The sequence below is a fragment of the Lysinibacillus sp. Bpr_S20 genome, from assembly GCF_023337835.1.
Classification (GTDB): Bacteria; Bacillota; Bacilli; order Bacillales_A; family Planococcaceae; genus Lysinibacillus.
This window is the reverse complement of the sequence record NZ_JALNLQ010000002.1, coordinates 623,748-646,139: the sequence shown is the minus strand read 5'-3', so window position 1 is coordinate 646,139 and position 22,392 is coordinate 623,748. Positions and strand designations below refer to the sequence as shown.

Annotated in this window: 21 protein-coding genes; 1 reads left to right on the top strand and 20 read right to left on the bottom strand. The window is 40.0% G+C overall.

Translation table 11 applies throughout. The features are described 5' to 3' along the window. Positions 1 to 222: 222 nt before the first annotated feature. The 17 genes from lepB to recG all read right to left on the bottom strand — a co-directional run bounded on the left by lepB (position 223) and on the right by recG (position 17,872). On the bottom strand, positions 223 to 792 hold the full coding sequence (gene lepB, locus MWJ95_RS07510) for a signal peptidase I (RefSeq protein ID WP_249073152.1): 570 nt from the start codon (positions 790 to 792) through the stop codon (positions 223 to 225). A 106-nt stretch (positions 793 to 898) separates the two neighbouring features. After that, positions 899 to 1,243 carry a 50S ribosomal protein L19 gene (gene rplS / locus MWJ95_RS07505; protein ID WP_010858422.1) on the bottom strand — a complete coding sequence of 115 codons (345 nt, stop codon included), beginning with the start codon at positions 1,241 to 1,243 and terminating at the stop codon, positions 899 to 901. A gap of 117 nt (positions 1,244 to 1,360) precedes the next feature. Then, positions 1,361 to 2,098: a tRNA (guanosine(37)-N1)-methyltransferase TrmD gene (gene trmD, locus MWJ95_RS07500; RefSeq protein ID WP_249104934.1), complete on the bottom strand. Its 738-nt coding sequence runs from the start codon at positions 2,096 to 2,098 to the stop codon at positions 1,361 to 1,363. Continuing rightward, positions 2,098 to 2,613 (bottom strand): ribosome maturation factor RimM, encoded by a 516-nt coding sequence (gene rimM, locus MWJ95_RS07495; RefSeq protein ID WP_249073153.1) that lies wholly within the window; start codon positions 2,611 to 2,613, stop codon positions 2,098 to 2,100. The genes trmD and rimM overlap by 1 nt, the downstream gene beginning before the upstream one ends. 747 nt (positions 2,614 to 3,360) lie before the next feature. After that, a complete protein-coding gene (locus MWJ95_RS07490) occupies positions 3,361 to 3,594 on the bottom strand; it encodes a KH domain-containing protein (protein ID WP_004269410.1) in 234 nt (77 codons plus the stop codon). Positions 3,595 to 3,609: 15 nt separating this feature from the next. Further along, positions 3,610 to 3,882, bottom strand: a complete 273-nt coding sequence (rpsP, locus tag MWJ95_RS07485; protein WP_049668417.1) for a 30S ribosomal protein S16 — start codon at positions 3,880 to 3,882, stop codon at positions 3,610 to 3,612. A gap of 94 nt (positions 3,883 to 3,976) precedes the next feature. Next, a complete protein-coding gene (ffh, locus tag MWJ95_RS07480) occupies positions 3,977 to 5,335 on the bottom strand; it encodes a signal recognition particle protein (RefSeq protein WP_249073154.1) in 1,359 nt (452 codons plus the stop codon). Positions 5,336 to 5,347: 12 nt separating this feature from the next. Next, complete coding sequence (locus MWJ95_RS07475) at positions 5,348 to 5,683, bottom strand: putative DNA-binding protein (RefSeq protein WP_249073155.1); 336 nt, start codon at positions 5,681 to 5,683, stop codon at positions 5,348 to 5,350. Between the two features lie 445 nt (positions 5,684 to 6,128). Beyond that, positions 6,129 to 7,346 carry a signal recognition particle-docking protein FtsY gene (gene ftsY, locus MWJ95_RS07470; protein WP_249073156.1) on the bottom strand — a complete coding sequence of 406 codons (1,218 nt, stop codon included), beginning with the start codon at positions 7,344 to 7,346 and terminating at the stop codon, positions 6,129 to 6,131. Continuing rightward, complete coding sequence (gene smc, locus MWJ95_RS07465) at positions 7,343 to 10,924, bottom strand: chromosome segregation protein SMC (RefSeq protein ID WP_249073157.1); 3,582 nt, start codon at positions 10,922 to 10,924, stop codon at positions 7,343 to 7,345. The genes ftsY and smc overlap by 4 nt, the downstream gene beginning before the upstream one ends. 3 nt (positions 10,925 to 10,927) lie before the next feature. Further along, positions 10,928 to 11,692, bottom strand: a complete 765-nt coding sequence (rnc, locus tag MWJ95_RS07460) for a ribonuclease III (protein WP_283164636.1) — start codon at positions 11,690 to 11,692, stop codon at positions 10,928 to 10,930. A gap of 316 nt (positions 11,693 to 12,008) precedes the next feature. Further along, a complete protein-coding gene (gene acpP, locus MWJ95_RS07455; RefSeq protein WP_036124798.1) occupies positions 12,009 to 12,245 on the bottom strand; it encodes an acyl carrier protein in 237 nt (78 codons plus the stop codon). 58 nt (positions 12,246 to 12,303) lie between these two features. Further along, positions 12,304 to 13,050 carry a 3-oxoacyl-[acyl-carrier-protein] reductase gene (gene fabG / locus MWJ95_RS07450; protein WP_249073158.1) on the bottom strand — a complete coding sequence of 249 codons (747 nt, stop codon included), beginning with the start codon at positions 13,048 to 13,050 and terminating at the stop codon, positions 12,304 to 12,306. Continuing rightward, positions 13,043 to 13,996, bottom strand: a complete 954-nt coding sequence (gene fabD, locus MWJ95_RS07445) for an ACP S-malonyltransferase (RefSeq protein WP_249073159.1) — start codon at positions 13,994 to 13,996, stop codon at positions 13,043 to 13,045. Before fabD ends, fabG begins: the two co-directional genes overlap by 8 nt. Positions 13,997 to 14,130: 134 nt before the next feature. Further along, the gene (gene plsX, locus MWJ95_RS07440; RefSeq protein WP_249073160.1) at positions 14,131 to 15,123 is read right to left on the bottom strand and encodes a phosphate acyltransferase PlsX; all 993 of its coding nucleotides are present in this window, start codon (positions 15,121 to 15,123) and stop codon (positions 14,131 to 14,133) included. Then, positions 15,120 to 15,698 carry a transcription factor FapR gene (fapR, locus tag MWJ95_RS07435; RefSeq protein ID WP_049668746.1) on the bottom strand — a complete coding sequence of 193 codons (579 nt, stop codon included), beginning with the start codon at positions 15,696 to 15,698 and terminating at the stop codon, positions 15,120 to 15,122. The genes plsX and fapR overlap by 4 nt, the downstream gene beginning before the upstream one ends. Before the next feature lie 128 nt (positions 15,699 to 15,826). Continuing rightward, positions 15,827 to 17,872, bottom strand: coding sequence for an ATP-dependent DNA helicase RecG (gene recG / locus MWJ95_RS07430; RefSeq protein ID WP_249073161.1), 2,046 nt, complete (start codon positions 17,870 to 17,872; stop codon positions 15,827 to 15,829). 445 nt (positions 17,873 to 18,317) lie between these two features. Between recG and MWJ95_RS07425 the strand changes: the two genes are divergently transcribed. Beyond that, positions 18,318 to 18,608 carry a hypothetical protein gene (locus tag MWJ95_RS07425; protein WP_249073162.1) on the top strand — a complete coding sequence of 97 codons (291 nt, stop codon included), beginning with the start codon at positions 18,318 to 18,320 and terminating at the stop codon, positions 18,606 to 18,608. Between the two features lie 175 nt (positions 18,609 to 18,783). Here MWJ95_RS07425 and sdaAA read toward each other — a convergent pair whose 3' ends face one another. From sdaAA to MWJ95_RS07410, 3 genes are all read right to left on the bottom strand, one after another. Next, positions 18,784 to 19,695: an L-serine ammonia-lyase, iron-sulfur-dependent, subunit alpha gene (gene sdaAA, locus MWJ95_RS07420; RefSeq protein WP_249073163.1), complete on the bottom strand. Its 912-nt coding sequence runs from the start codon at positions 19,693 to 19,695 to the stop codon at positions 18,784 to 18,786. 14 nt (positions 19,696 to 19,709) lie between these two features. Then, the gene (gene sdaAB / locus MWJ95_RS07415; RefSeq protein WP_079560428.1) at positions 19,710 to 20,372 is read right to left on the bottom strand and encodes an L-serine ammonia-lyase, iron-sulfur-dependent subunit beta; all 663 of its coding nucleotides are present in this window, start codon (positions 20,370 to 20,372) and stop codon (positions 19,710 to 19,712) included. Between the two features lie 352 nt (positions 20,373 to 20,724). Then, positions 20,725 to 22,374: a DAK2 domain-containing protein gene (locus MWJ95_RS07410; RefSeq protein WP_249073164.1), complete on the bottom strand. Its 1,650-nt coding sequence runs from the start codon at positions 22,372 to 22,374 to the stop codon at positions 20,725 to 20,727. Positions 22,375 to 22,392 lie beyond the last annotated feature (18 nt).

Genomic DNA, 22,392 nt, shown 5'->3' with positions numbered 1-22,392 from the left:
GGAGTTTTAACTTCTTTCAGCAGGTGTCCAAACGCCTGCTGAAAGAAGTTAAAGCCTCCGACGGGTGTCATGGAATCGGAAAGGAGTTCACAGAGGATGTTAGCCTAAAATCATCGCATCCATGCGATAACGGCTAACTGACCTGCGTCATGCAGGCCTAAGCACAAAGCCGATTCCAGACGCAATTATGCCAAGGCATAATTGATCTCTCCCTTTCAAGAATTACTTTACAATTTTAATTTCACTAAACGGCCAGAAAATCAGACTTGTATTACCAATAATCTCTTTCTGATCGACGACTCCAATAATACGACTGTCCTTACTGTATCGACGATTATCTCCCATAACGAACACATAGCCTTCCGGAATTACATTATCTTTTAGGTTTACATCAATGTCTTTTAACGTAAAATCCTCGGTTAAAGTACCTTCTGTAATTTCTGATTTGTAGGCATCTAAATACGGTTCATCAATCGGTTCACCGTTAATGTATAATTGATCATTTTTATATTCCAAAGTCTCTCCTGGTAGCCCGATAACACGTTTAATATAGTTTTTCTTCTCAGGAGCATGGAATACAACAATATCAAAGCGTTTTGGTTCACCTATTTTATAACCAATTTTATTCACAATCATACGGTCGCCATCTTCAAGGGTTGGCATCATGGATTGGCCATCTACTGCAATGGGTGTAAATAAAAAATAACGAATAATTGCTGCAATCGCAAATGCAATTAGAAGCGCCTTTGTCCATTCCCATAGTTCATTCTTTTCCTTCACTTGTTTTTCCATTGAGATTTGCCCCCTTGTCTATCCTCATTTTAGTTGATAGCTATTTAAGATGACAAGCAAAAAGAAAAGAGGCTTGTTGCACAAGCCCCTCACTTTTAAGTCATAATTATCGAATTTCTTTAATACGAGCAGCTTTACCACGTAGGTTACGTAGGTAGTAAAGTTTAGCACGACGTACTTTACCACGACGTACAACTTCTAAGTTAGCGATTTTTGGTGTGTGTACAGGGAATGTACGTTCAACACCTACACCATAAGAAATTTTACGAACTGTGAAAGTTTCGCTAATACCGCCACCACGACGTTTAATTACTACACCTTCGTATACTTGGATACGTTCACGAGTACCCTCTACTACTTTCACGTGTACCTTAACAGTATCACCAGGACGGAAAGTTGGTAGATCAGTGCGAAGCTGAGCTTTTGTAATCTCTGTAATAATGTTTGACATTGTTTTTCTCTCCTTAGACAGATGCTCTTGCACGCAATCTATGCCACAGCGGAACACCGTAATTCAGTACTTCACATAGAAGTACAGAATAGATGTTATCATAAATATAGATAGCAATCAAGCATCTTTATTATTGTTTTTAAGTTTTTCTAAATACAATTTTTGCTTGTCTGTTAATGGATAATTCTCAAGTAAATCCGGGCGACGCTCGAATGTTCGTTTCAGAGATTCTTCCGCACGCCATTGCTCAATCCTTGCATGATTACCTGATAGTAAAACATCAGGTACTTTCATCCCGCGAAACTCAGCAGGACGTGTATAATGTGGATGCTCTAGGAGGCCCGTTGAGAACGAATCTTGTATGTGGGAATCTGCTTGTCCTAAAACCCCCGGTAGAAGTCGTACAACGCTATCTATAACCGTCATAGCCCCTAGCTCTCCACCCGTTAATACGAAATCTCCAATTGAAATCTCATCTGTAACAAGATGCTGACGAATGCGTTCATCATAACCTTCGTAATGGCCACATAAAAATACTAGTTCTTTTTCTTGAGCTAGCTCTTCTGCTTTTTTTTGCGTAAAGCGCTCACCTTGTGGACACATCAAAATAATCCGAGGATTTTTTCCTTCAGTGATGGCCTCTACTGCGCTAAACATCGGCTCTGGTTTTAACACCATTCCCGCACCACCACCATATGGATAATCGTCTACTTGATTATGCTTATTACCCGAAAATCCACGAATATCAGTTACTTCCAGATTTACAGCACCTTTTTCCTGCGCTTTCTTTAATATGGATGCACCAAAGACGCCTGTAAACATATCCGGAAATAAACTTAACACATGAATATTCATCATAGCAGACCTTCCATTACGTGTATCACTATTTTCTTCTCATCTACGTCAATTTCCTTGACGATATCCTCGATATATGGGATGTAGTGCTCTTTTTTAGCGCCCTTGACTACCCATACATCGTTTGCACCTGTTTGAAGAATGTCGATCACCGCTCCGATTGTTTCGCCTTCTTCAGAAACAACTGTACAGCCAATGATTTCATGGTAGAAAAATTCATTTTCCTCTAATAAATCCTCTGTCATTTGATCTTTTGTAATTTTAAGCATTCCTTCTTTGAAATGCTCAACAAGATTGATGTTATTCATTCCTTCAAAAGTCAATAAAATAAAATTTTTATGACGACGCATTGATTCAATTGTTACCCACGTTGGTTTTTTATCGTCTTTTTTAAATGCTGCAAGCTTATTTCCAACTTCGAAGCGCTCATCTTCGAAATCTGTTGTTGATAACACACGTACCTCACCACGAATACCGTGTGTATTGACAATACGACCTACATTAAACCATTCCATTCAAATCTCACCTCGTATCAATTTCGCCTTGGCGTAATTTCGTCCAGATTTTGAATTGTGCTCAGGCCTGCACAATGACCGACACGATGTCGGTCAGTTAGCCGCTTTCGCAGATGCGAATATTTTAGCCTAACACCTATTCCGTTCAAAATCCATGACATCCGCCAGAGGCTTTGGGCCAACAGATGTTTTTTATACGAAAGCGTAGTGTTAACACAGCGGCAGCAACACGATGTTGGTCGATCATTCATTGTTGCTGTCGCTTCGCTTTCGCACAGATAAAATGCCACAGGATGTGGCGTTCTTAGACTAAGTTCCTCTATTTCAGCAGGTGCTTGACATCCACTGAAAAGGAATTACACCTTATTCATCTCACCACCTTAAGAGGCGGGAGTTTTTACTGAATGAAGATAAAAAATGTTAAAACATCTCATCCCCATCAAGCTACTTGCTAACCGATTAAAAAGTGACTTTTCTCTCACCTTTCACCTACAAAAGCAGATTAACTCTTGGTGGATGGAGTTTTAACTTTGACGTTGACTTGTTTTCCTCAATGTCATTATGTTCAATAATCTCTCCATGTAATTATGATAATGAAAAAAGGAAGGAACTGGCAAGCTCCTTCCTTTTTAGTCCAGATTTTACGCTTTACCTCAAGGCCACTTTAAATTCCTAACCGCATGTAAACATACCTATTAGGACTCTCCAGTGCTTGTCGCATGTAAAAGAGCGTGAAAATCTTTTCTATCAATCCAATATATCGACGTAGGTCTTTTTTTGATGGTGACTACCCGCCGCTGAATAAACAATTGTACGAATCGCTTTCGCTACTCGCCCTTGCTTGCCTATGACTTTCCCTCGATCCTCTGGATGAACAAAAAGTTTATAAACAATTCGATTTGCATTTTCATCCGTCTCTATACGAACTTCTTCTGGATAATCGACTAACGGTAAAACGATTGCTTCAATCAGCTGCTTCAAAGACGTCGCCCCCGATTATTTACTGAATTTTTGGTTATGGAATTTTTCCATGATACCTTGTTCTGAGAACAAGTTACGTACTGTATCTGATGGTTTTGCACCGTCAGTTAACCATTTAAGAGCTTTCTCTTCATCGATGTTTACAGTAGCTGGTTTAGTTAGTGGGTTGTAAGTACCAACTGTTTCGATTGAACGACCGTCACGTGGTGAACGAGCGTCTGCAACTACGATACGATAGAAAGGAGATTTTTTAGCTCCCATACGTTTTAAGCGAATTTTAACTGCCATTTTAATAGCACCTCCGAATAAGTTTCACACAAGATAGTATATTATCAATGTTTAGGTTGTTTGTAAAGTGTTTTTTCTTAACACCTATAAATTATTATTTAAACAATGAATCAAAGCCTGGTAGTTTCATCTTTTTCTTACCTTTGCCACTTGCCATGCCTGTCATTTGCTTCATCATTTTTTTCATTTCATCAAATTGCTTTATTAATCGATTTACCTCTTGAATTGACGTCCCTGAACCCTTCGCTATGCGCTTTTTACGGCTACCATTAATGATTTCTGGATTCGTCTTTTCAGCTGGTGTCATCGAATAAATAATCGCTTCTACGCGGCCCATTTGCTTATCATCAACTTTAACATTGTCTAAGCCTTTGATTTTGCCGGCACCTGGTATCATTTTCAAAATCTCGTCAAGCGGACCCATTTTCTTTACTTGCTGCAATTGTTCAACAAAGTCATCAAACGTAAAACTCTGCGTTTTAAATTTTTCTTCTAGTTCTTTAGCCTTTGCTTCGTCAACATTTGCCTGAGCTTTTTCAATAAGCGATAAAACGTCACCCATACCTAATATACGAGACGCCATACGCTCAGGATGGAAAGGTTCGAGCGCATCCATCTTTTCACCCATACCGACGAATTTAATCGGCTTCTGTGTAACGGAACGAATTGATAACGCCGCACCACCACGTGTATCACCATCAAGTTTTGTTAAAACAACCCCTGTAATGCCGATTGCTTCATTAAAACTTTCTGCCACGTTTACAGCATCCTGACCTGTCATAGCATCTACAACTAGGAACACTTCATCCGGTTCTTTTAATGCACGAATATCTTTTAATTCCTGCATTAATTCTTCATCGATATGCAAGCGCCCAGCTGTATCGATGATCACAACATCATGATGTTCTTCTTTGGCCAACTCAATTGCCTGTCGTGCAATTTCTACTGGAGATACATCAGTTCCTAACGCAAAAACAGGTAGGGATAACTGCTTTCCTAATGTTTGTAGCTGTTGAACAGCCGCTGGGCGATACACGTCTGCAGCAACTAGTAATGGCTTACGATTATATTTTTTACGTAATACATTTGCTAATTTACCAGTAGTTGTTGTTTTCCCGGCACCTTGTAAACCGACCATCATAATAACAGTTGGTGGCTTAGTATTAAATTTGATTGGGCTTTGCTCGCCACCCATTAATTCTGTTAACTCGTCTTGTACGATTTTAATAACTTGCTGACCTGGTGTTAAGCTTTGCATAACATCCACACCGACAGCACGTTCACTGACCTTTTTAACGAATTCTTTGACTACTTTTAAGTTAACATCCGCCTCGATTAAAGCAAATCGGACTTCTCGCATCATTTCTTTAACGTCTTGTTCCGATACTTTACCTTTACCTTTAATCTTTTGGATCGTTCCTTGGAGTCGTTCCGCTAATCCTTCAAAAGCCATTGCTTTCGCCTCCTAATCCCATTCTTTCAACTGTTCTATAAGCGCCAGCTGCTCTTCAACCGTCATACTTTTTTCAGTAATCCCTGTTGTTAGCTGCGCAAGCATTTGTGTACGTTGTTGGAATTTTTCCAATAAACATAGTTTTTCTTCATATTCTTCAAGCATCGCTTCTGTTCGACGAATATTATCATAAACAGCTTGGCGTGAAACTCCATACGATTCAGCGATTTCTCCAAGCGAGTGATCATCTAAATAATATAGTTCCATATAACTTCGTTGCTTATCTGTTAATAATGCTTGATAAAAGTCGAAGAGAAAGTTCATGCGTGTTGTTTTTTCAAGTAGCATCGAATGTTTCTCCTCCCGTTATTAGTCCCTTGTATCATAACGAAAAGCGCCCGTCTGTGTCAAGGTAATCTCCTTGTCTAAAAGCCTTAATTAACTGCTTTTTAGGTGTTTTTCACCTATAGCTAGTATTTCTCTTTTAAACAATGCGATTCACCTGCACAGACGAGCGCAATTACAAATTTACTTACTCAAATGTTGATCCTCGGACTATCACCAAAACGTGTGGTTGATTTCCGTTCCGACTGGGCGCTTTATAGCTGACGCTTTGCTTTCGCTACAGAAAACATTTGTTGCTGTCGCTTCGCTTTCGCACAGATAAAACATTTGTTGCTGTCGCTTCGCTTTCGCACAGAGCTTCCTGGGGGCGTCCAGCCTTCACTCCAATCAACTTATTTACATAGTATACGTTTTAATAAAAGTCATCTACAACCTTTGGGGATGAAACCTAATCCTCATTATTTTGTAATTCTTTATCTAAACCATCCGCAAATAAGCCATACACATAGCGTTCTGCATCGAATGGTTGTAAATCATCCATTTGTTCACCAAGACCTACAAACTTCACAGGGATGTGTAATTTATTTCGAATAGCAAGAACAATACCGCCTTTTGCAGTACCATCAAGTTTTGTTAAAACAATCCCTGTCACATTTGTAGCTTCCTTAAATGTTTGAGCTTGGACAAGTGCATTTTGACCTGTTGTTGCATCTAATGCTAACAGTACTTCATGTGGAGCATTCGGTACCTCTCGAGAGATTACTCGATGAACTTTTTCAAGCTCATTCATTAAGTTTACTTTGTTTTGCAGGCGGCCTGCTGTATCACAAATTAACACATCTGCTTTCCGATTTTTCGCCGCACGAATTGCATCATACATAACCGCCGCTGGATCTGATCCTTCTGATTGTTTAATCACTTCACAGCCGACACGGTCTCCCCATACTTGTAACTGATCAATGGCACCAGCACGGAAAGTATCACCTGCCGCTAAAACAACTGTTTTACCTTGTGATTTTAAACGATGGGCAAGTTTACCGATGGTTGTCGTTTTCCCAACACCGTTTACCCCAACGAATAAAATGACAGTAAGCTCATCTTTAGGTTGCATATTAAGCTCGATTAAATCTTCTTCTCCTTGCTCATAAATTTCTACAAGTTTTTCAGAAATAATCGCCTGAATACCATTTGTATCTTTGATATTTTTACGCTGAACCTCGAAGCGTAATTTGTCCATTAGCTCCATTACTGTTTCAAAGCCAACGTCTGCCTGTAATAATAAGTCTTCTAATTCCTCAAAGAAATCTTCGTCCACTTTTCGATAACGAGCAACCAAGTCGTTTACTTTAGAAGTAAAGGAATTACGCGTTTTTTCTAGTCCAGCCTTGAACTTTTGTGTAATAGACCATGCAGAAGGTTTTTTCTCCACTTCAGGTTCTTCCACAATCGCAACTTCTTGTTGTTCTTGGTCTTCTATTGTTCCAGGAATTTCTGTTTCAATTGGGCTTTCCGTTACAGAAACTTCCTCTACTTTTTCAATTTGAGCAGGCACTGTTACGTCGTCTTGCTCCTGTTCAGTAGCTTCTTCTTCGTTCATTGCTACTACTTTTTCTTCCTCGGTGGGGTTGCCTACCAATTTATCTTTTAAACGTTTAAAAAAACTCATGCTTGTTCGCTCCTTTGCTCCGCAAGTACGGGTTCATCTTCTAATTTTACTGATACAAGTTTAGAAACACCAGATTCCTGCATTGTAATACCATACAACACATCTGCGCCCTCCATCGTTCCCTTACGATGTGTAATCACAATAAACTGCGTATGACGGCTGAATTTTTTCAAATATTGGCTATATCGAACAACATTCGCCTCGTCTAAAGCCGCCTCTACCTCATCGAGAATACAGAATGGTACAGGACGTATATTTAGGATAGAGAATAATAAAGCGATGGCAGTTAATGCACGTTCTCCACCCGAAAGCAAGCTCAGATTTTGTAATTTTTTTCCTGGTGGTTGTGCTACAATTTCTATACCTGTTTCTAGCAGATTTTGAGGGTCCAATAATACCAAATCAGCCTGACCTCCGCCAAACAATTCACGGAATACGCGTTTAAATTGCTCTCGAATGGCATAGAATGTTTCACTAAATCGTAGCGTCATTTCTTCATCCATTTCTTTAATAGCCTCATGCAATGTTTCCTGTGCAGCAAGTAGATCCTCGCGTTGCTCTGTTAAAAATGAATGACGTTCAAGCACGCGTTCGTATTCCTCAATAGCGCTCAAATTAACAGGACCTAGCTCCTCTATCGATTTCTTCAGTAATTTCACTCGACGTCGCATATGCTCTTCATCTTCAATTTCAAGGGCTAGCTCCTCGGCTTCTTCCATTGTTAGCTGATAGTTTTCTTCTAGCTGTTCATTGAAATTATTGATTTCAAATTCTACGCGACTTCGCTTAAGTTCATTTGCACGTATCGCTTCAAGGTATCCTTTATGTGTACGTTGCAACTCCTTTAGCTGTTCTTCTAAAGTAGTAAGCTCTTGTTGTTTTGCTACTTTTTCATCTTTTTTCTGAGAAATAGTGTCTTGTAGAGAATCTCTTCTCGATTTCCATGTAGCAACCTGCTCATCCACTTCTTCATCACTTAAAACTTTTGTCGATTCATCAGATTGCAGCCAGATTATTTCCTGAGAAATATTTTCTACTTTTTGTCGAGCTTTGTTTAATTGTAGTGCTATCTCTGCTGAAGCAATTTGTACTTGCGACATTTGCTCCTGCATTACCGCCAATTGCGAACGTTTTTCTGCTGACTGCTCTCGAAGTACATCTTTCTCCGACTCACTTTGGAGCTTAACCTTGCTTAGTTGTTCCACTGTTTCGTTGATCTCTAACAGTTCTGTTGCTAATGCATTTAAACGCTCTGTAGCCGTTTCCTTTTGTGCTAACAATGCTTCTTCGCGTGTTTTTACATCTTGTGTTTCATTAGAAGCAAAAGATACACGTGCCGATAAGCTTTTTTCAGTAACCTCTAGCTCACGTATACGACTCGCCTGTTGTATTTCATCTTTTCTCAATTGCTCACCGTCAAGCTTTAATTGTTCTACTTTGTCTCGTAATGATGCAAGCTTCTCTTTTTCAGCTGACACAGCCTGTTCAGCACTATAAATAGATGCCTCCAATGATTCTAGCTTTACGATTAAACCATCTAATTCCGCTTTTCTTGTAAAAAGTGAAGATTGTTGCTTCATTGCACCACCTGTTAATGAACCGCCTGCATTGACGATATCACCATCAAGTGTTACAACACGATATCTAAATCCACATAATCGAGCAATTTGGCTAGCACCTTCTAAGCTTGATGCAACGATAACATTACCAAGAAGGTTTTCTACAATTGTGCGGTTGTTTTCATCGAACGTAACAAGTGCATCAGCCATTTGAACAAATGCTGGGTGCTCAGTGGCTAGCTGAATCATAGATAGATTGATCTTCCGTGACTTGATAACTGTTTTAGGTAAAAATGTTGCGCGTCCAGCTCGCTTTTGTTTTAACCAACGAATTGCCTGTTGAGCATATTGTTCATTGGTTGTCACAATATGCTGAGAGGCAGCCCCTAATGCTGTTTCGATAGCTTGGGAATACTTACCATCCACTTGAATTAACTCGGCAACGGCTCCTTCAATTCCAGCTAATTCACCTTTATCACGTGCTAATAATATTTCTTTGACACCATGGAAGAACCCAGAGAAATCCGCTTCAAGCTCAGCTAGCGTATCTTTTCTAGCTTTTAGTTGCTGCTGATGCTGATAAGCTTTATACAGCATATCCTGCTTTTCATTGAATGATGCATTAACGTTTTTAAGCTGTATTTGCAATGCTTCATATTGCTCTAGTTTTCCCTGCAATTCGTTAGTTGTTGTAGTATGAGCAACAACTAGCTTCTCTTTTTCCGCAAGAATTTGCGCAAGCTCTTGCCCGATTTCATCAGTTTGGCCAGACATTCTTGCCGCCATTGCTTTTTGCTGCACTAATTGTTGTTCAATGTTTTTTAATTCATTTTTAACCGTTGCTTCTTCGTTTAAAGAGTCGATATATCGATTTTTTTGTTCTTCAATTTCTTGTTCGATTTCAGTAACAGAGCGATTTAAAGATTGTTCTAATTGCTTAATGCTTTGTTTCAGTTCAGAAACCTCTTGTTGTTTTTCAGTGAACAATTCTTTTTTCTCTTGCTCTTGAGCTATAAGCGCTTCAACCTCATCTTTTGCTTCTTGTAATGCTGTATTCAATTGAAGCAGTTGATTAGAAGCATTTTGTCGCTTTTCAGCCATTAACGCTTTACGACCATCCCAACGTTCCACTTCCATCGTTGCATTAACAAACTCAGCCTGAGTCGTATCTAGATAATCATCTAGCTCTTTTAAAAGTTTACGAACACTTGTAGTTTGCTTTTCTATCGAAGAAATATGATGAGCTTGTTTTTGCTCTGCTTCATAAAGCTCTGTGTATTCAGCTTTCAGAGCATGCAAAGATTGTGCACAATTTTTTAAATCGTGCACAAGGATAGCAATATCAAAATCCTTTAACTCTGTTGACATTTGCACATAATCTCTTGCACTTGATGCCTGAACTTCTAACGGCTCTAGACGACTGTCTAGCTCATGTAAAATATCTAAAACACGATACAAGTTTTCGTCTGTTTCAACAAGCTTATGTTCTGCCTTTTTCTTTCTCAGTTTATACTTTAACACGCCAGCTGCCTCTTCAAAAATCGAGCGACGATCATCAGGTCGGCTATTTAAAATTTCATCGACACGACCTTGTGAAATAATGGAGAAGGCCTCTTTCCCAAGTCCTGAGTCCATAAACAAGTCCGTAATATCCTTCAGGCGACACTGCTGGTTATTGAGTAAATATTCACTATCACCTGAACGGTATACGCGTCTTGTTACGCTGACTTCCGTATATGAAAAAGCAAGCTGTTCATCTGTATTATCTAAAATTAATGTTACCTCTGCAAAGTTTAGCGGCTTACGTGAGTCACTACCAGCAAAAATAACATCTTCCATCTTTGCCCCACGTAACGACTTTGCCGATTGCTCCCCAAGCACCCAACGAATGGCATCAGTGACATTACTTTTCCCACTACCATTTGGTCCAACCACTGCTGTAACACCGGGTACAAAATCAATTCCAATGCGCTCCGCAAAAGATTTAAAGCCAATCACTTCGAGTCGTTTTAGGAACATCTATTAAGCCTCCTCTTTTGCTGCTTGCTCTCGCATTGTACGCATTGCACATTGCGCTGCTTGCTGCTCGGCTTCTTTTTTTGATTTCCCACGCCCAATACCAAGCTCTAGTCCATTTAATAGTACGCTTGATACAAAGGTACGGTTATGTGCAGGTCCCTTTTCATCAATAATTTCATAATGAAGAAGGCCGTTATTTGTCTGCTGTACCATTTCTTGCAATTGACTTTTAAAATCCATCACATGCGAAAAAGCACCGACTTCTACTTTCGGGAATACGATTCGTTCTAAAAAGCACACAACCGTTTGTAAGCCTTGATCTAAATAAAGGGCACCTACAAATGACTCAAATACATCTGCAAGTAACGCTGGGCGTTCCCGACCACCTGTTAATTCTTCACCTTTTCCAAGTAATACAAAGCGACCAAATCCTAATTCATTTGCAAAGATAACAAGTGACGGCTCACATACTATGGATGCTCGTAGCTTCGTCAACTCACCTTCACTCATATTAGGGTATTTCTCAAAAAGGTATTTAGAAACAGACAGTTCAAGTACTGCGTCTCCTAAAAATTCAAGACGCTCATTATCCGTAAACAATTTACGGCGATGCTCATTCACATAAGATGAATGCGTGAATGCTTGGTACAATAAATTTTTATTAATAAATGTGATATTTAATTCATGCTGTAACAGCTCGAATTGATTGCGCACTTTTTCAGGAAGCACGCCAGATTTCTGCATAGTTCCTTTTCTTTTCATAGCCATTGAACAATCTGCCTTCCTAATAGTTTCTACCGTTTAAGTGTACCTTTTTCAAGGCATTTATGCAAAAGTATTTCAGCTTAAATACAATGTTTTGGAAATTTATTTTCCAAAATAAAAAAAGGGACGTTCATAGTTCGCACAAACGAACCATTTCGCCCCTTTTAATACCTCAGCATATATCTATCTTCACACTCAGAAAAGCATGACAATTTCTGCCAAAGCCTTTAACTTTATTCAATCATAATTATTGTATAATGACCGCATTCATATCAGCACCAATAGGGATGATTAATTTATGCTTAATAAAGTTAAACGATTAGTTTAATTTACTTTCGATGTATGAAATTGCAGAACCAACTGTTGAGATTTTTTCAGCATCTTCATCAGAAATTTCCATATCGAATTCGTCTTCAAGCTCCATAACAAGCTCAACTACGTCTAATGAGTCAGCACCTAAATCATCACGGAAAGAAGCTTCTAGAGTAACTTCACTTTCTTCAACACCTAAACGGTCCACGATTACTTTTGTTACGCGTTCTAATACTGTAGACAAAACATTCACCTCCCCTCAAATGATTATACAAAAAATCATTATCTATGACTAATTGAAATTACATTACCATGCCGCCATCTATATGTAACGTTTGACCAGTCATATAGTTAGCATCATCTGAAGCTAGAAAAGCTACTGCCTTTGCGATATCCTCAGGCTGCCCAAGTTTTGCTAGAGGAATTTGCGTAAGCATACCTTGCTTAAGATCTTCTGGTAGTTGCTCCGTCATTTCAGTTTCTATAAAGCCAGGTGCAATGGCATTTACTAGAATATTACGTGATGCTAATTCCTTGGCAGTCGTTTTAGTTAATCCTATAACACCTGCTTTAGCAGCTACGTAATTAGCTTGCCCTGCGTTTCCTGCTACTCCAACAATCGATGAAATATTGATGATACGGCCTGCACGTTGCTTCATCATTTGACGTGTTACTGCTTTTGTACAAAGGAAAACGCCTTTTAGATTCGTATCTAGCACATCATCCCATTCGTCTTCTTTCATACGCATTATCAAGTTATCACGCGTAATACCCGCGTTATTTACTAAAATATCTAGTGAGCCGAATGTTTTCACCGCTGCTTCCATTAAGGCTGTAACTTCCTCTGTTTTCGAAACACTTGCTTGAACAGCTATAGCTTCGCCACCATTCTCTTGAATTGCAGCGACTACTTCCTCTGCCTTTGCCTGTGAACCGCTGTAGTTAACGACAACCTTCGCACCCTCATCCGCAAGTTTTAATGCAATAGATCGCCCTATTCCACGTGAAGCACCAGTTACAACAGCTACTTTACCCTCTAATTTACGCATTAATTGTCCACTCCTTCGCCGCTTCCAGTACAGCCTCTAATGATGCTTCATCATAAACACAGTATGTCGTTACAGATCGATCGATTTTTTTCACTAATCCGCTTAATACTTTGCCTGGTCCACACTCAATAAAGACGTCCACACCTTGTGCAATCATTTCACGCACAGATGCTTCCCATTGTACAGCGCTATATACTTGTTCTACTAACTCATGCTGAATAGCAGAAACATCCTCTAATTCTTTCGCCATAACATTACCAATTACAGGAATTTGTGGCGCTGACAACGATATATCCGCCAACGTTTCTTTTAACTTTTCAGATGAAGGTCGCATTAGTTCTGAATGGAACGGACCACTAACAACTAAAGGAATTGCTCGTTTTGCACCAGCTTCCTTTGCCGCTAGAGAAGCCTTTTCAACGCCTTCCTTTGTCCCAGAAATAACGATTTGCCCCGGACAGTTTACATTCGCTACCTGAACAGGATCACCTGCCGCAGATACTTGTTCAGTTACTTCATGCAGCGTCTCAAGCTCCATCCCTAAAATAGCTGCCATGGCACCTAGCCCTGCAGGTACAGCTTCATTCATATAAAGTCCACGCTTATGCACAACTGAAACTGCATCCTCAAACGATAACACACCCGCAATTACTAACGCGCTATATTCTCCAAGTGAATGTCCAGCTGCATAATTTGGCTTAATACCTGCTGCACGTAATTTTTCTGCAACCATTACGCCAGTAGTTAAGAGTGCCGGCTGTGCATGGTAAGTCAATGTAAGTTCCTCGGCTGGTCCCTCTAACATAAGCTTAGATAACTCAAAGCCAAGTGATTGATTTGCACGCTCGTAAAATGCTTTACTTTCTGCCGCATTCTCGATAAACTCCTGCCCCATTCCAACTACTTGAGAACCTTGGCCTGGAAAAACAAATGCTATTTTCGTCATTTTTCATTCATCCCCTTTGATCAATTTTGCATCGGATTTGTGCTTAGGTAAGCAAATGTTTTTTGTACGGAAATGTTATCGCTTTCGCACAGAAAACCCTGTTGCTGTCGCTTTACTTTTGCAACAGTAAACATTTAATCCATTTCTAAGTGACGTACTGTATCTGTAATCGTCGAAATGACTGTATGCTCAACCATCGTATTTGCTTGGCGAATTGCACTGTATATCGCTTTAGCATTAGATGAGCCATGTGCCTTAATAACAGGTGCTTGTAAACCAAATAAGCCTGCACCGCCGTACTCTGTGTAGTCCATTTTATTTTTTAGATCACGCAAATTATTTTTCATAAGTGCTGCTGAAATTTTTGTTTTCGTTGAAGACATAAACGCCTCTTTTAACATTGAAAATAACGCACCAGCTGTACCTTCGATTGACTTCAGCACCATATTACCTGTAAAACCATCCGTTACAACAACGTCCGCTACCCCTTCAAGCAAATCTCGAGCTTCAACGTTGCCGATAAAGTTTAAATCCGCTTCTTTCAATAATCCGAAAGCGGCCTTCGTTAATTCATTGCCCTTTTTATCCTCAGTACCGATATTTAACAAGCCGATACGTGGCTTTTGTAAGCCACCCACCTTTTTCGCATAAATATCGCCCATAATCGCATATTGCAATAAATGCTCAGGTCGCGCGTCTGCATTTGCCCCTAAATCAAGCATTAAGAAGCCCTTACCATCTAAAGTAGGAAGTGTAGTAGCTAGAGCAGGTCTAGCAATCCCTTCAATCCGGCCTACTTTAAATAAGCCTCCCGCCATTAAAGCACCTGTATTACCTGCAGAAAGACAAGCATCTGCCTTTCCTTCTTCAACTGCATCCATCATTCTTGCCATGGACGAATCCTTTTTACGACGAACAGCGCGTGCTGGATCGTCTGTTCCTTCAACAACTTCATCACAATGTACTACAGTTAATCGATCATGTATTTTTAAAAATGGTTCGAGCTTTTGCTGCTGACCATATAATTGAATTTCTAAATTCGGGATTTGTTCTAATGCTAATAAAGCACCTTCGACAACTGATTTTGGTGCGTTGTCGCCACCCATTCCATCAAGCGCTAATTTCATTGTTGTTCACCTTTACCTTTCGTGCGGTACATATCAAATTCACCAACAAAAACTGTTTCACCGTTAACAGTGGATGTTAACTCAACTTTTGTACGATGACTTTTTTCATCACGTCCTATAACGATTGCTTTTGTAATAACACGATCTCCAGCTCTAACAGGTTTCACAAAGGTAATGTTAGAATGTACTGTTAATGCAAGTTCGTCGTCAATAACCGCAACCGCTAATGAGTTTGCTTGCGCAAATAAATGATGTCCACGCGCGATGCCATTGCGCTGAAAAACATGTTCTTCTTTTACGTCAAAAATAGATAATGCACGATTATCCAATTCAATATCAATTATTTCTCCGATGACTTCATCAATCGGTAGTGATTTCACTTCATTTTCATAGGTTTTCGAAGCAACATCTTTAATTCGTTCTCGTAATTCTGGAATCGCTAATTCCATACGATCTAAACGAATAGTTTGGACACTAACCTGAAACTGTGTTGCTAGCTGTTCATCTGTGACGAATGGATTATCAGCTATCGTTTCGGATAATAGTCGCTGTCGCTCTTTTTTCGTTCGTCTCAACATCATTCGCCACCTTTTTAGTTGTTATTAGCACTTGGTACTAATATCAGTATATAGAGTATAAAAAAAGAATGCAAGACTTGTTTTCAAAACAAGTGCTTACATTCCAAATTGGGTATCAAAATCAGCTAATCAAAGCGTTCTCCCTGTAAAACACCTGAATTTTCAAGCATTTCACGTAAACATTTGTATTCTTCATCATGCCAAAAAGCATCAGTCTCCATCATATCCGTTGCATCTTTTCTTGCGGTTTCAAGTATTCGATAATCATGTACTAAATCCGCTACTTTAAAATCAGGCAAACCACTTTGTTTACGCCCAAAGAAATCACCTGGACCACGTAGTTCCAAATCCTTTTCCGCTAAACGGAAGCCATCATTCGTTTCCGTCATCGACTGCATTCGCTCTTTGCCTTCATCAGATTTAGGATCGGCTAACAACACACAATATGACTGATGTTCACCTCGCCCTACGCGCCCACGTAGCTGATGCAACTGAGCTAAGCCGAAGCGTTCAGCGTCATAAATAATCATAAAAGTTGCATTCGGTACGTTCACTCCAACCTCAACAACGGTTGTAGATACAAGCACATGGATTGTTCCCTCACTAAAGGCACGCATGACAGCGTCTTTTTCATCCGCGGATAGGCGACCATGCATTAAACCAACATTGTAACGTCCATTAAAATATGCGGCAAGCTGTTCATAGATTTCTACTGCATTTTGTACATCCAATTTATCTGATTCCTCAATCAACGGGCAAATAGCATAAGCCTGTCTACCAGCAGCAAGCTCTAATTCTAACTTTGACATAACAGAGCCAAATTGCTCTTTTTTCATCCAATGCGTTTCAATTTGCTTACGCCCCGCTGGCATTTCATCTATCATGGAAACATCCATTTCTCCAAATGCTGTGATCGCCAATGTACGTGGTATTGGTGTCGCAGTCATAAAGAGCACATCTGGATTTTCTCCTTTATCGCGTAGTATTCTACGTTGCTCTACACCAAAACGATGCTGTTCATCTGTAATAACAAAACCAAGCTTATAAAAAACGACATCAGGCTGAATTAGCGCATGTGTACCAATTAAAATATCTATGTCTCCGTTTTCTAATTCTTCTAAAAGCAAACGACGCTCCTTGGCTTTCGTCGATCCAGATAGTAAAGCTACACGTACGCCAAATGGCTCAAACCATTCCTTCAAACTTTCAGCATGCTGTTCTGCTAAAATTTCCGTCGGCGCCATTAAAGCTCCCTGAAAACCAGCAGTTACAGCTGCGTATAAACATATTGCAGCAACAACAGTTTTCCCCGACCCTACATCACCTTGAAGTAAGCGGTTCATACGATGTGGCTCTTTCAAATCCTTACAAATTTCATTGACGACGCGTTTTTGTGCACCCGTTAATTCATAAGGTAATGAGGCAATGAAGACACGCAACTTTTGCAAATCAAACTTTATAACGGTTCCTTGCTCGCTATCTTTCCTAATTTTACGCAACGCTTGAATACGTAGTTGAAAGTTTAGTAGCTCTTCATAGGCAAATCGTCTTCTAGCCTGCTTGGCATGCCCTGCATCAATAGGGAAATGAATTCCCTCAAGCCCATCACGCATTGAAGCAAGCTTATACTCCGCCTGTAAATGTTGCGGAACTGCATCTGGTATTTCTGTACCAAACTCATCTAATGCTTGGCGCATATATTTACGGAAACGTTTTTGTGGAATCAACCCTTTTAAACTATAAACAGGTTCAAAGTCGACCTGATCTGTCTTAGGACCAAATGTAACGGATGTTCCATTAATAACTTGTCTGCCGCGATCCCATTTACCTGTTACTGTAATAATAGCTCCCGGTACAAGCTTTTGCTTCAAATAGCCTTGATTAAAAAAAACTACCTTCACTAAATGCCTACCTGCAAGCACCGTGACTTGTAAACGTGATTTGTTGCGCCCTAAAAACAATATGGTCGGCTCACGTTCCACTTTACACTCAACAGTGACACGTTCATTGTGTGGTGTTTGCGCCAAATCCTTCAAACGAAAATCCTCATGTCGATGCGGAAACGTCCATAACAAATCCTCTATCGTCCCGATGCCCAATGCCTCTAAATGTCCTGCTGTTTCTTTCCCGATTCCCTTTAAATCAGTAACGGGATTCGTTAAATCAGTCACCTTGCACGACAACTCCTCCAAAATTTTTCACCACAAGTACTTTACCTGCAGTTATTCGTTTAACCATACTATTTTTCAGCATATGAGTTGTCCCCCTTCATACGATTACTCTTAGCGTTTAACACCTTTGAACAACGCTCGCATTATTATTCTCAATATTATTATATAACTTTTCATTCAGTAAGATAGCCATTCAATTCATTAATAATTGATTGATCGTTAATTATATCGAATGAATCATCATTTTTTCATCCTATTTCCTTATTCATTCTGGTTTCATCACCCTAACGCGTGGTTGATTTCCGTTCCGACTGGGCGCTTTGCCGCTGACGCTTCGCTTTCGCGCAGATAAAACATTGTAGCTGTCGCTTTGCTTTCGCTACAGATAAAACATTGCCGCTGACGCTTCGCTTTCGCGCAGAGCAGAGCTTCCTGGGGGCGTCCGATGAGCCGCTTGGGGCAACAGGTGTTTTTTGCGCGAAAGCGTAGTGTTAACGCAGCGGCAGCAGAGGGTTTTGTTTGTGCGAAAGCGCAGCGACAGCAACAGCAGGATGTTGGTCACGAAGGCGTTATCACAGGATGTGATGTTCTTAGCCTTCGTTCCCCTATCGCTAATCCCCAAGGAGTCGCCCAGTCTCCACTCCAATCAACATATCTACATAGCATACATTTTAGCTACTTTCAGCGAATGTATATTGTACCGAAAGCGTATCCGATAGGTATATGCATTATGTAACGTAGGTAAAACGGCAGATACAAAAATCTCTTACCCTTATAAATGGTGGAATGAATGCAGGGTATCACCAAGAGAATTTATACTCTTTGTCTCAAATATCCACTTGTACCACCATTATGCTTTTCACTTTCACCTAAAAAAACACGCCTCCCTTTGGAAAGCGTGTTTACTATTGTTATTTTTGGAGTGACTTGATACTTTCTAAATTGCCATTATCAAAGATGGCTTTGCTAATCGCTCTACCTGTTGGTGTTGCCGCAAGGCCTCCGCGCGCAGTTTCTTTTAGATTCGGACTCATAGATTGTCCAATTCGATACATCGCACCAATCACCTCGTCACACGGAATGCGACTTGTGACCCCTGCAAGCGCCATATCCGCTGCCACAAGGGAATTTGCAGCTCCCATCGCATTGCGCTTAACACAAGGAACCTCTACTAACCCAGCTACCGGGTCACATACAAGCCCTAGCATATTTTTTAGTGTAATAGCAAATGCTTCTGCACATTGCTTTGGTGTACCACCAGCCATCTCTACAATCGCAGCTGCGGCCATACCCGCAGCCGAGCCGACCTCTGCTTGACACCCACCAGCTGCACCCGATATCGACGCATTATTGGCAACTACGAAACCGAAAGCACCCGACGTGAATAAATAACGAATCATTTGCTCACGCGTTGGATTCAGCTTGTTTTTCACTGCAAACAGCGTCCCCGGCACTACTCCAGCTGAGCCTGCAGTTGGGGTAGCACAGATTGTACCCATAGCCGCATTCACTTCATTTGTAGCAACCGCTTTACTCACTGCGTCTAATAACAAATCCCCTGACAATGAATTTCCTTGTGCAATGTAATTTTGAAGCAATACTGCATCACCGCCTGTTAAGCCTGTTACAGATTTCACACCCTTCAAGCCTCTTTCAACAGCTTCCTCCATCACCGTTAAATTATTGTCCATTTGTTGTATAATTTCTTCTCTTGTACGTCCAGTTATTAACATTTCCTGCTCAATCATAATTTCAGAAATGAATTTTCCTTCTTGTTCCGCTCGTTCAACTAGTTCACGAACATTATGAAACAATACATCCATATTTAGACACCTCCTTAGTTATTAATTTTAGAAACCTTCGAAATATGTGGTATTAAAGAAATTTGTTGTAATACTTTATCCTCGATGTTTTGATCGACTTCTATCACCATAAGAGCCGTTAAACCACGTTCTATACGAGAAACCTCCATATGCCCAATGTTGACGGCATGCATCGCTAAGCAATTTGCCACATTGGCAATACAACCAGCACGATCATCGTGGACAACAAGGATTGCTGGCATGCCACCTGTTAAGCGCAACTTAAAGCCATTCACTTCACTGACTTCAATTTTACCGCCACCGATTGAAATACCAACAACAGACATCTCCCCTTCGTCATCACCAATCACAAGGCGAGCTGTGTTCGGATGCTCCATATTTGCTGTTTCAGGGATAAATTCGTAATCTAAGCCTGCCTTTTCTGCATCGGCAAAAGCTGTTTTAATACGCTCATCAAATGTATCGTAATTTAATAGGCCACCTATCAAAGCTACATCTGTTCCATGTCCTTTATACGTTTCAGCAAAAGAACCATATAAGTGAATTTTTGCCCACTTTGGTTGTCTTCCAAATAAATCTCTGGCAACGCGTCCAATTCGTGCAGCGCCTGCCGTATGTGAAGAAGAAGGCCCAATCATCACTGGTCCAATAATATCAAATACTGAAGTAAACTTCATACTAACACCCCTCTATCATATCTAAATAATAATATCGATTTTTTATTTATATCATGCTTGATAGTTACTATAAAAGTAAAGCACTTCTTTATCAACTTTCAGAAAATTTACACGACTATAATTTACACAATGGAAATACAGATGAACTATTGTCCACACTATATATACAATGATTTCAAAATGCTAGTTCCACAGCATTTTCAAGTTTATTGTCCACTGGATACATACACTGAATCATTCATTTTTAGCGGAATTATATCGCCTATAATCCCCTACTCTCCTTTTACCATAAACAAAAGCAGTACACGGCTTGTGCACTGCTTTGTCTACTTATACGCAAAGTAGCATTGAATTATTCTACTGAAATAATATATGGATATAATCCTTGTTTACCATTAAATAACTCTACTTCGACCTCTGGATATTTCTCTTCAATAAATTTCACTAATTCTGAGGCGTTTTCTTCCGTTGTATCCTCACCGTAGATGACTGTTACAATTTCTGCATCCTCATCCACTAAATCAGTAATTACCTTCTCAGCAGCATCTTTTAATGCTGGAGTAGATAATACAATTTTCCCTTCCGCAAGGGCCATGAAATCATCCTTATGAATTTCCACACCATCAATAGATGTATCTCGCACAGCATAAGTTACTTGGCCCGTTTTAACATTTGCAAAGGCTTCTGTCATTGTTGCTTGGTTCATGTCAACTGCCGCCTCTGGATTAAACGATAAAATCGCCGCCATACCTTGAGGGATCGTTTTCGTTGGAACTACAGCAGCTTCTATATCTAAAAGCTCTACTGCTTGTTCTGCTGCCATCACAATATTTTTGTTATTTGGTAAAATTAATACTTTTTCAGCACCAATTTCTTGTACTGCTTTCACAATATCTTCTGTTGAAGGGTTCATTGTTTGACCACCTTCAATAACATAAGAGGCACCAATTGAACGAAGTAATTCAGCAACACCCTCGCCCATTGCAATTGTTACAATTGCATATGGATGCTTTTCAGCTTTTTTAGCTGGAGAAGGTGCTTTATGATCCTCACCAACAATAGCAGAATGCTGTTCACGCATATTGTCAACTTTAATTTTAATAAGACTACCATATTTTTGACCCATTGCTAAAACGGAGCCTGGTTGTTCAGAATGAATATGCACTTTCGCAATCTCTTCATCTGAAATAACGAGTAAAGAATCACCAAGCGGGTTTAATTCATTGCGGAATTGTTCTTCGTTAAATGGCTCTTTTCCTTCTTCAAAACGTACCATGATTTCAGTACAATAACCAAATTCAATATCTACAGTATTCATAAAATCTTGTGCTCTATGATGTTCTGCATTAATTAAATCGTCTAAAGTTGCTTCATTTTTCACTGGCAAAGGCTCGCCCTTTAAGGATGCTAAAAATCCTTCATATACGAATAGAAGACCCTGACCGCCACTATCTACAACACCGACTTCTTTAAGAACAGGTAGAAGTTCAGGTGTACGCGCTAACGAAGCCTGTGCTTCAGCAGTAAATGCTTCCATCACCGCAATGATGTCAGTTTCAGTTTCTGCCACTTCCACACCTTTTTTCGCCGCTTCACGCGCAACTGTTAAAATTGTTCCTTCAACTGGCTTCATTACTGCTTTGTAGGCAGTTTCTACGCCTGCTTGGAAGGCACCTGCAAAGCCCTTAGCATCAATTGTCGCTTCTTTTTCAATAAATTTACCAAAACCACGGAATAACTGCGATAAAATAACACCAGAATTTCCGCGTGCCCCCATAAGTAAACCTTTTGATAAAGCTTGAGCTGTTTTGCCGATATGTTCTGAAGCATTAAGCTCCGTTTCCTTTGCCCCAGATGTCATCGATAAGTTCATATTCGTTCCTGTATCTCCATCTGGTACTGGAAATACATTTAATGAATCAACATAATTTGCATTTTGGAATAGGTGATGGGCACCCATTTGCACCATTTCTGCAAACTTTATTCCGTCTAAAGACTGCATTAGATTTAGTTCCTCCTC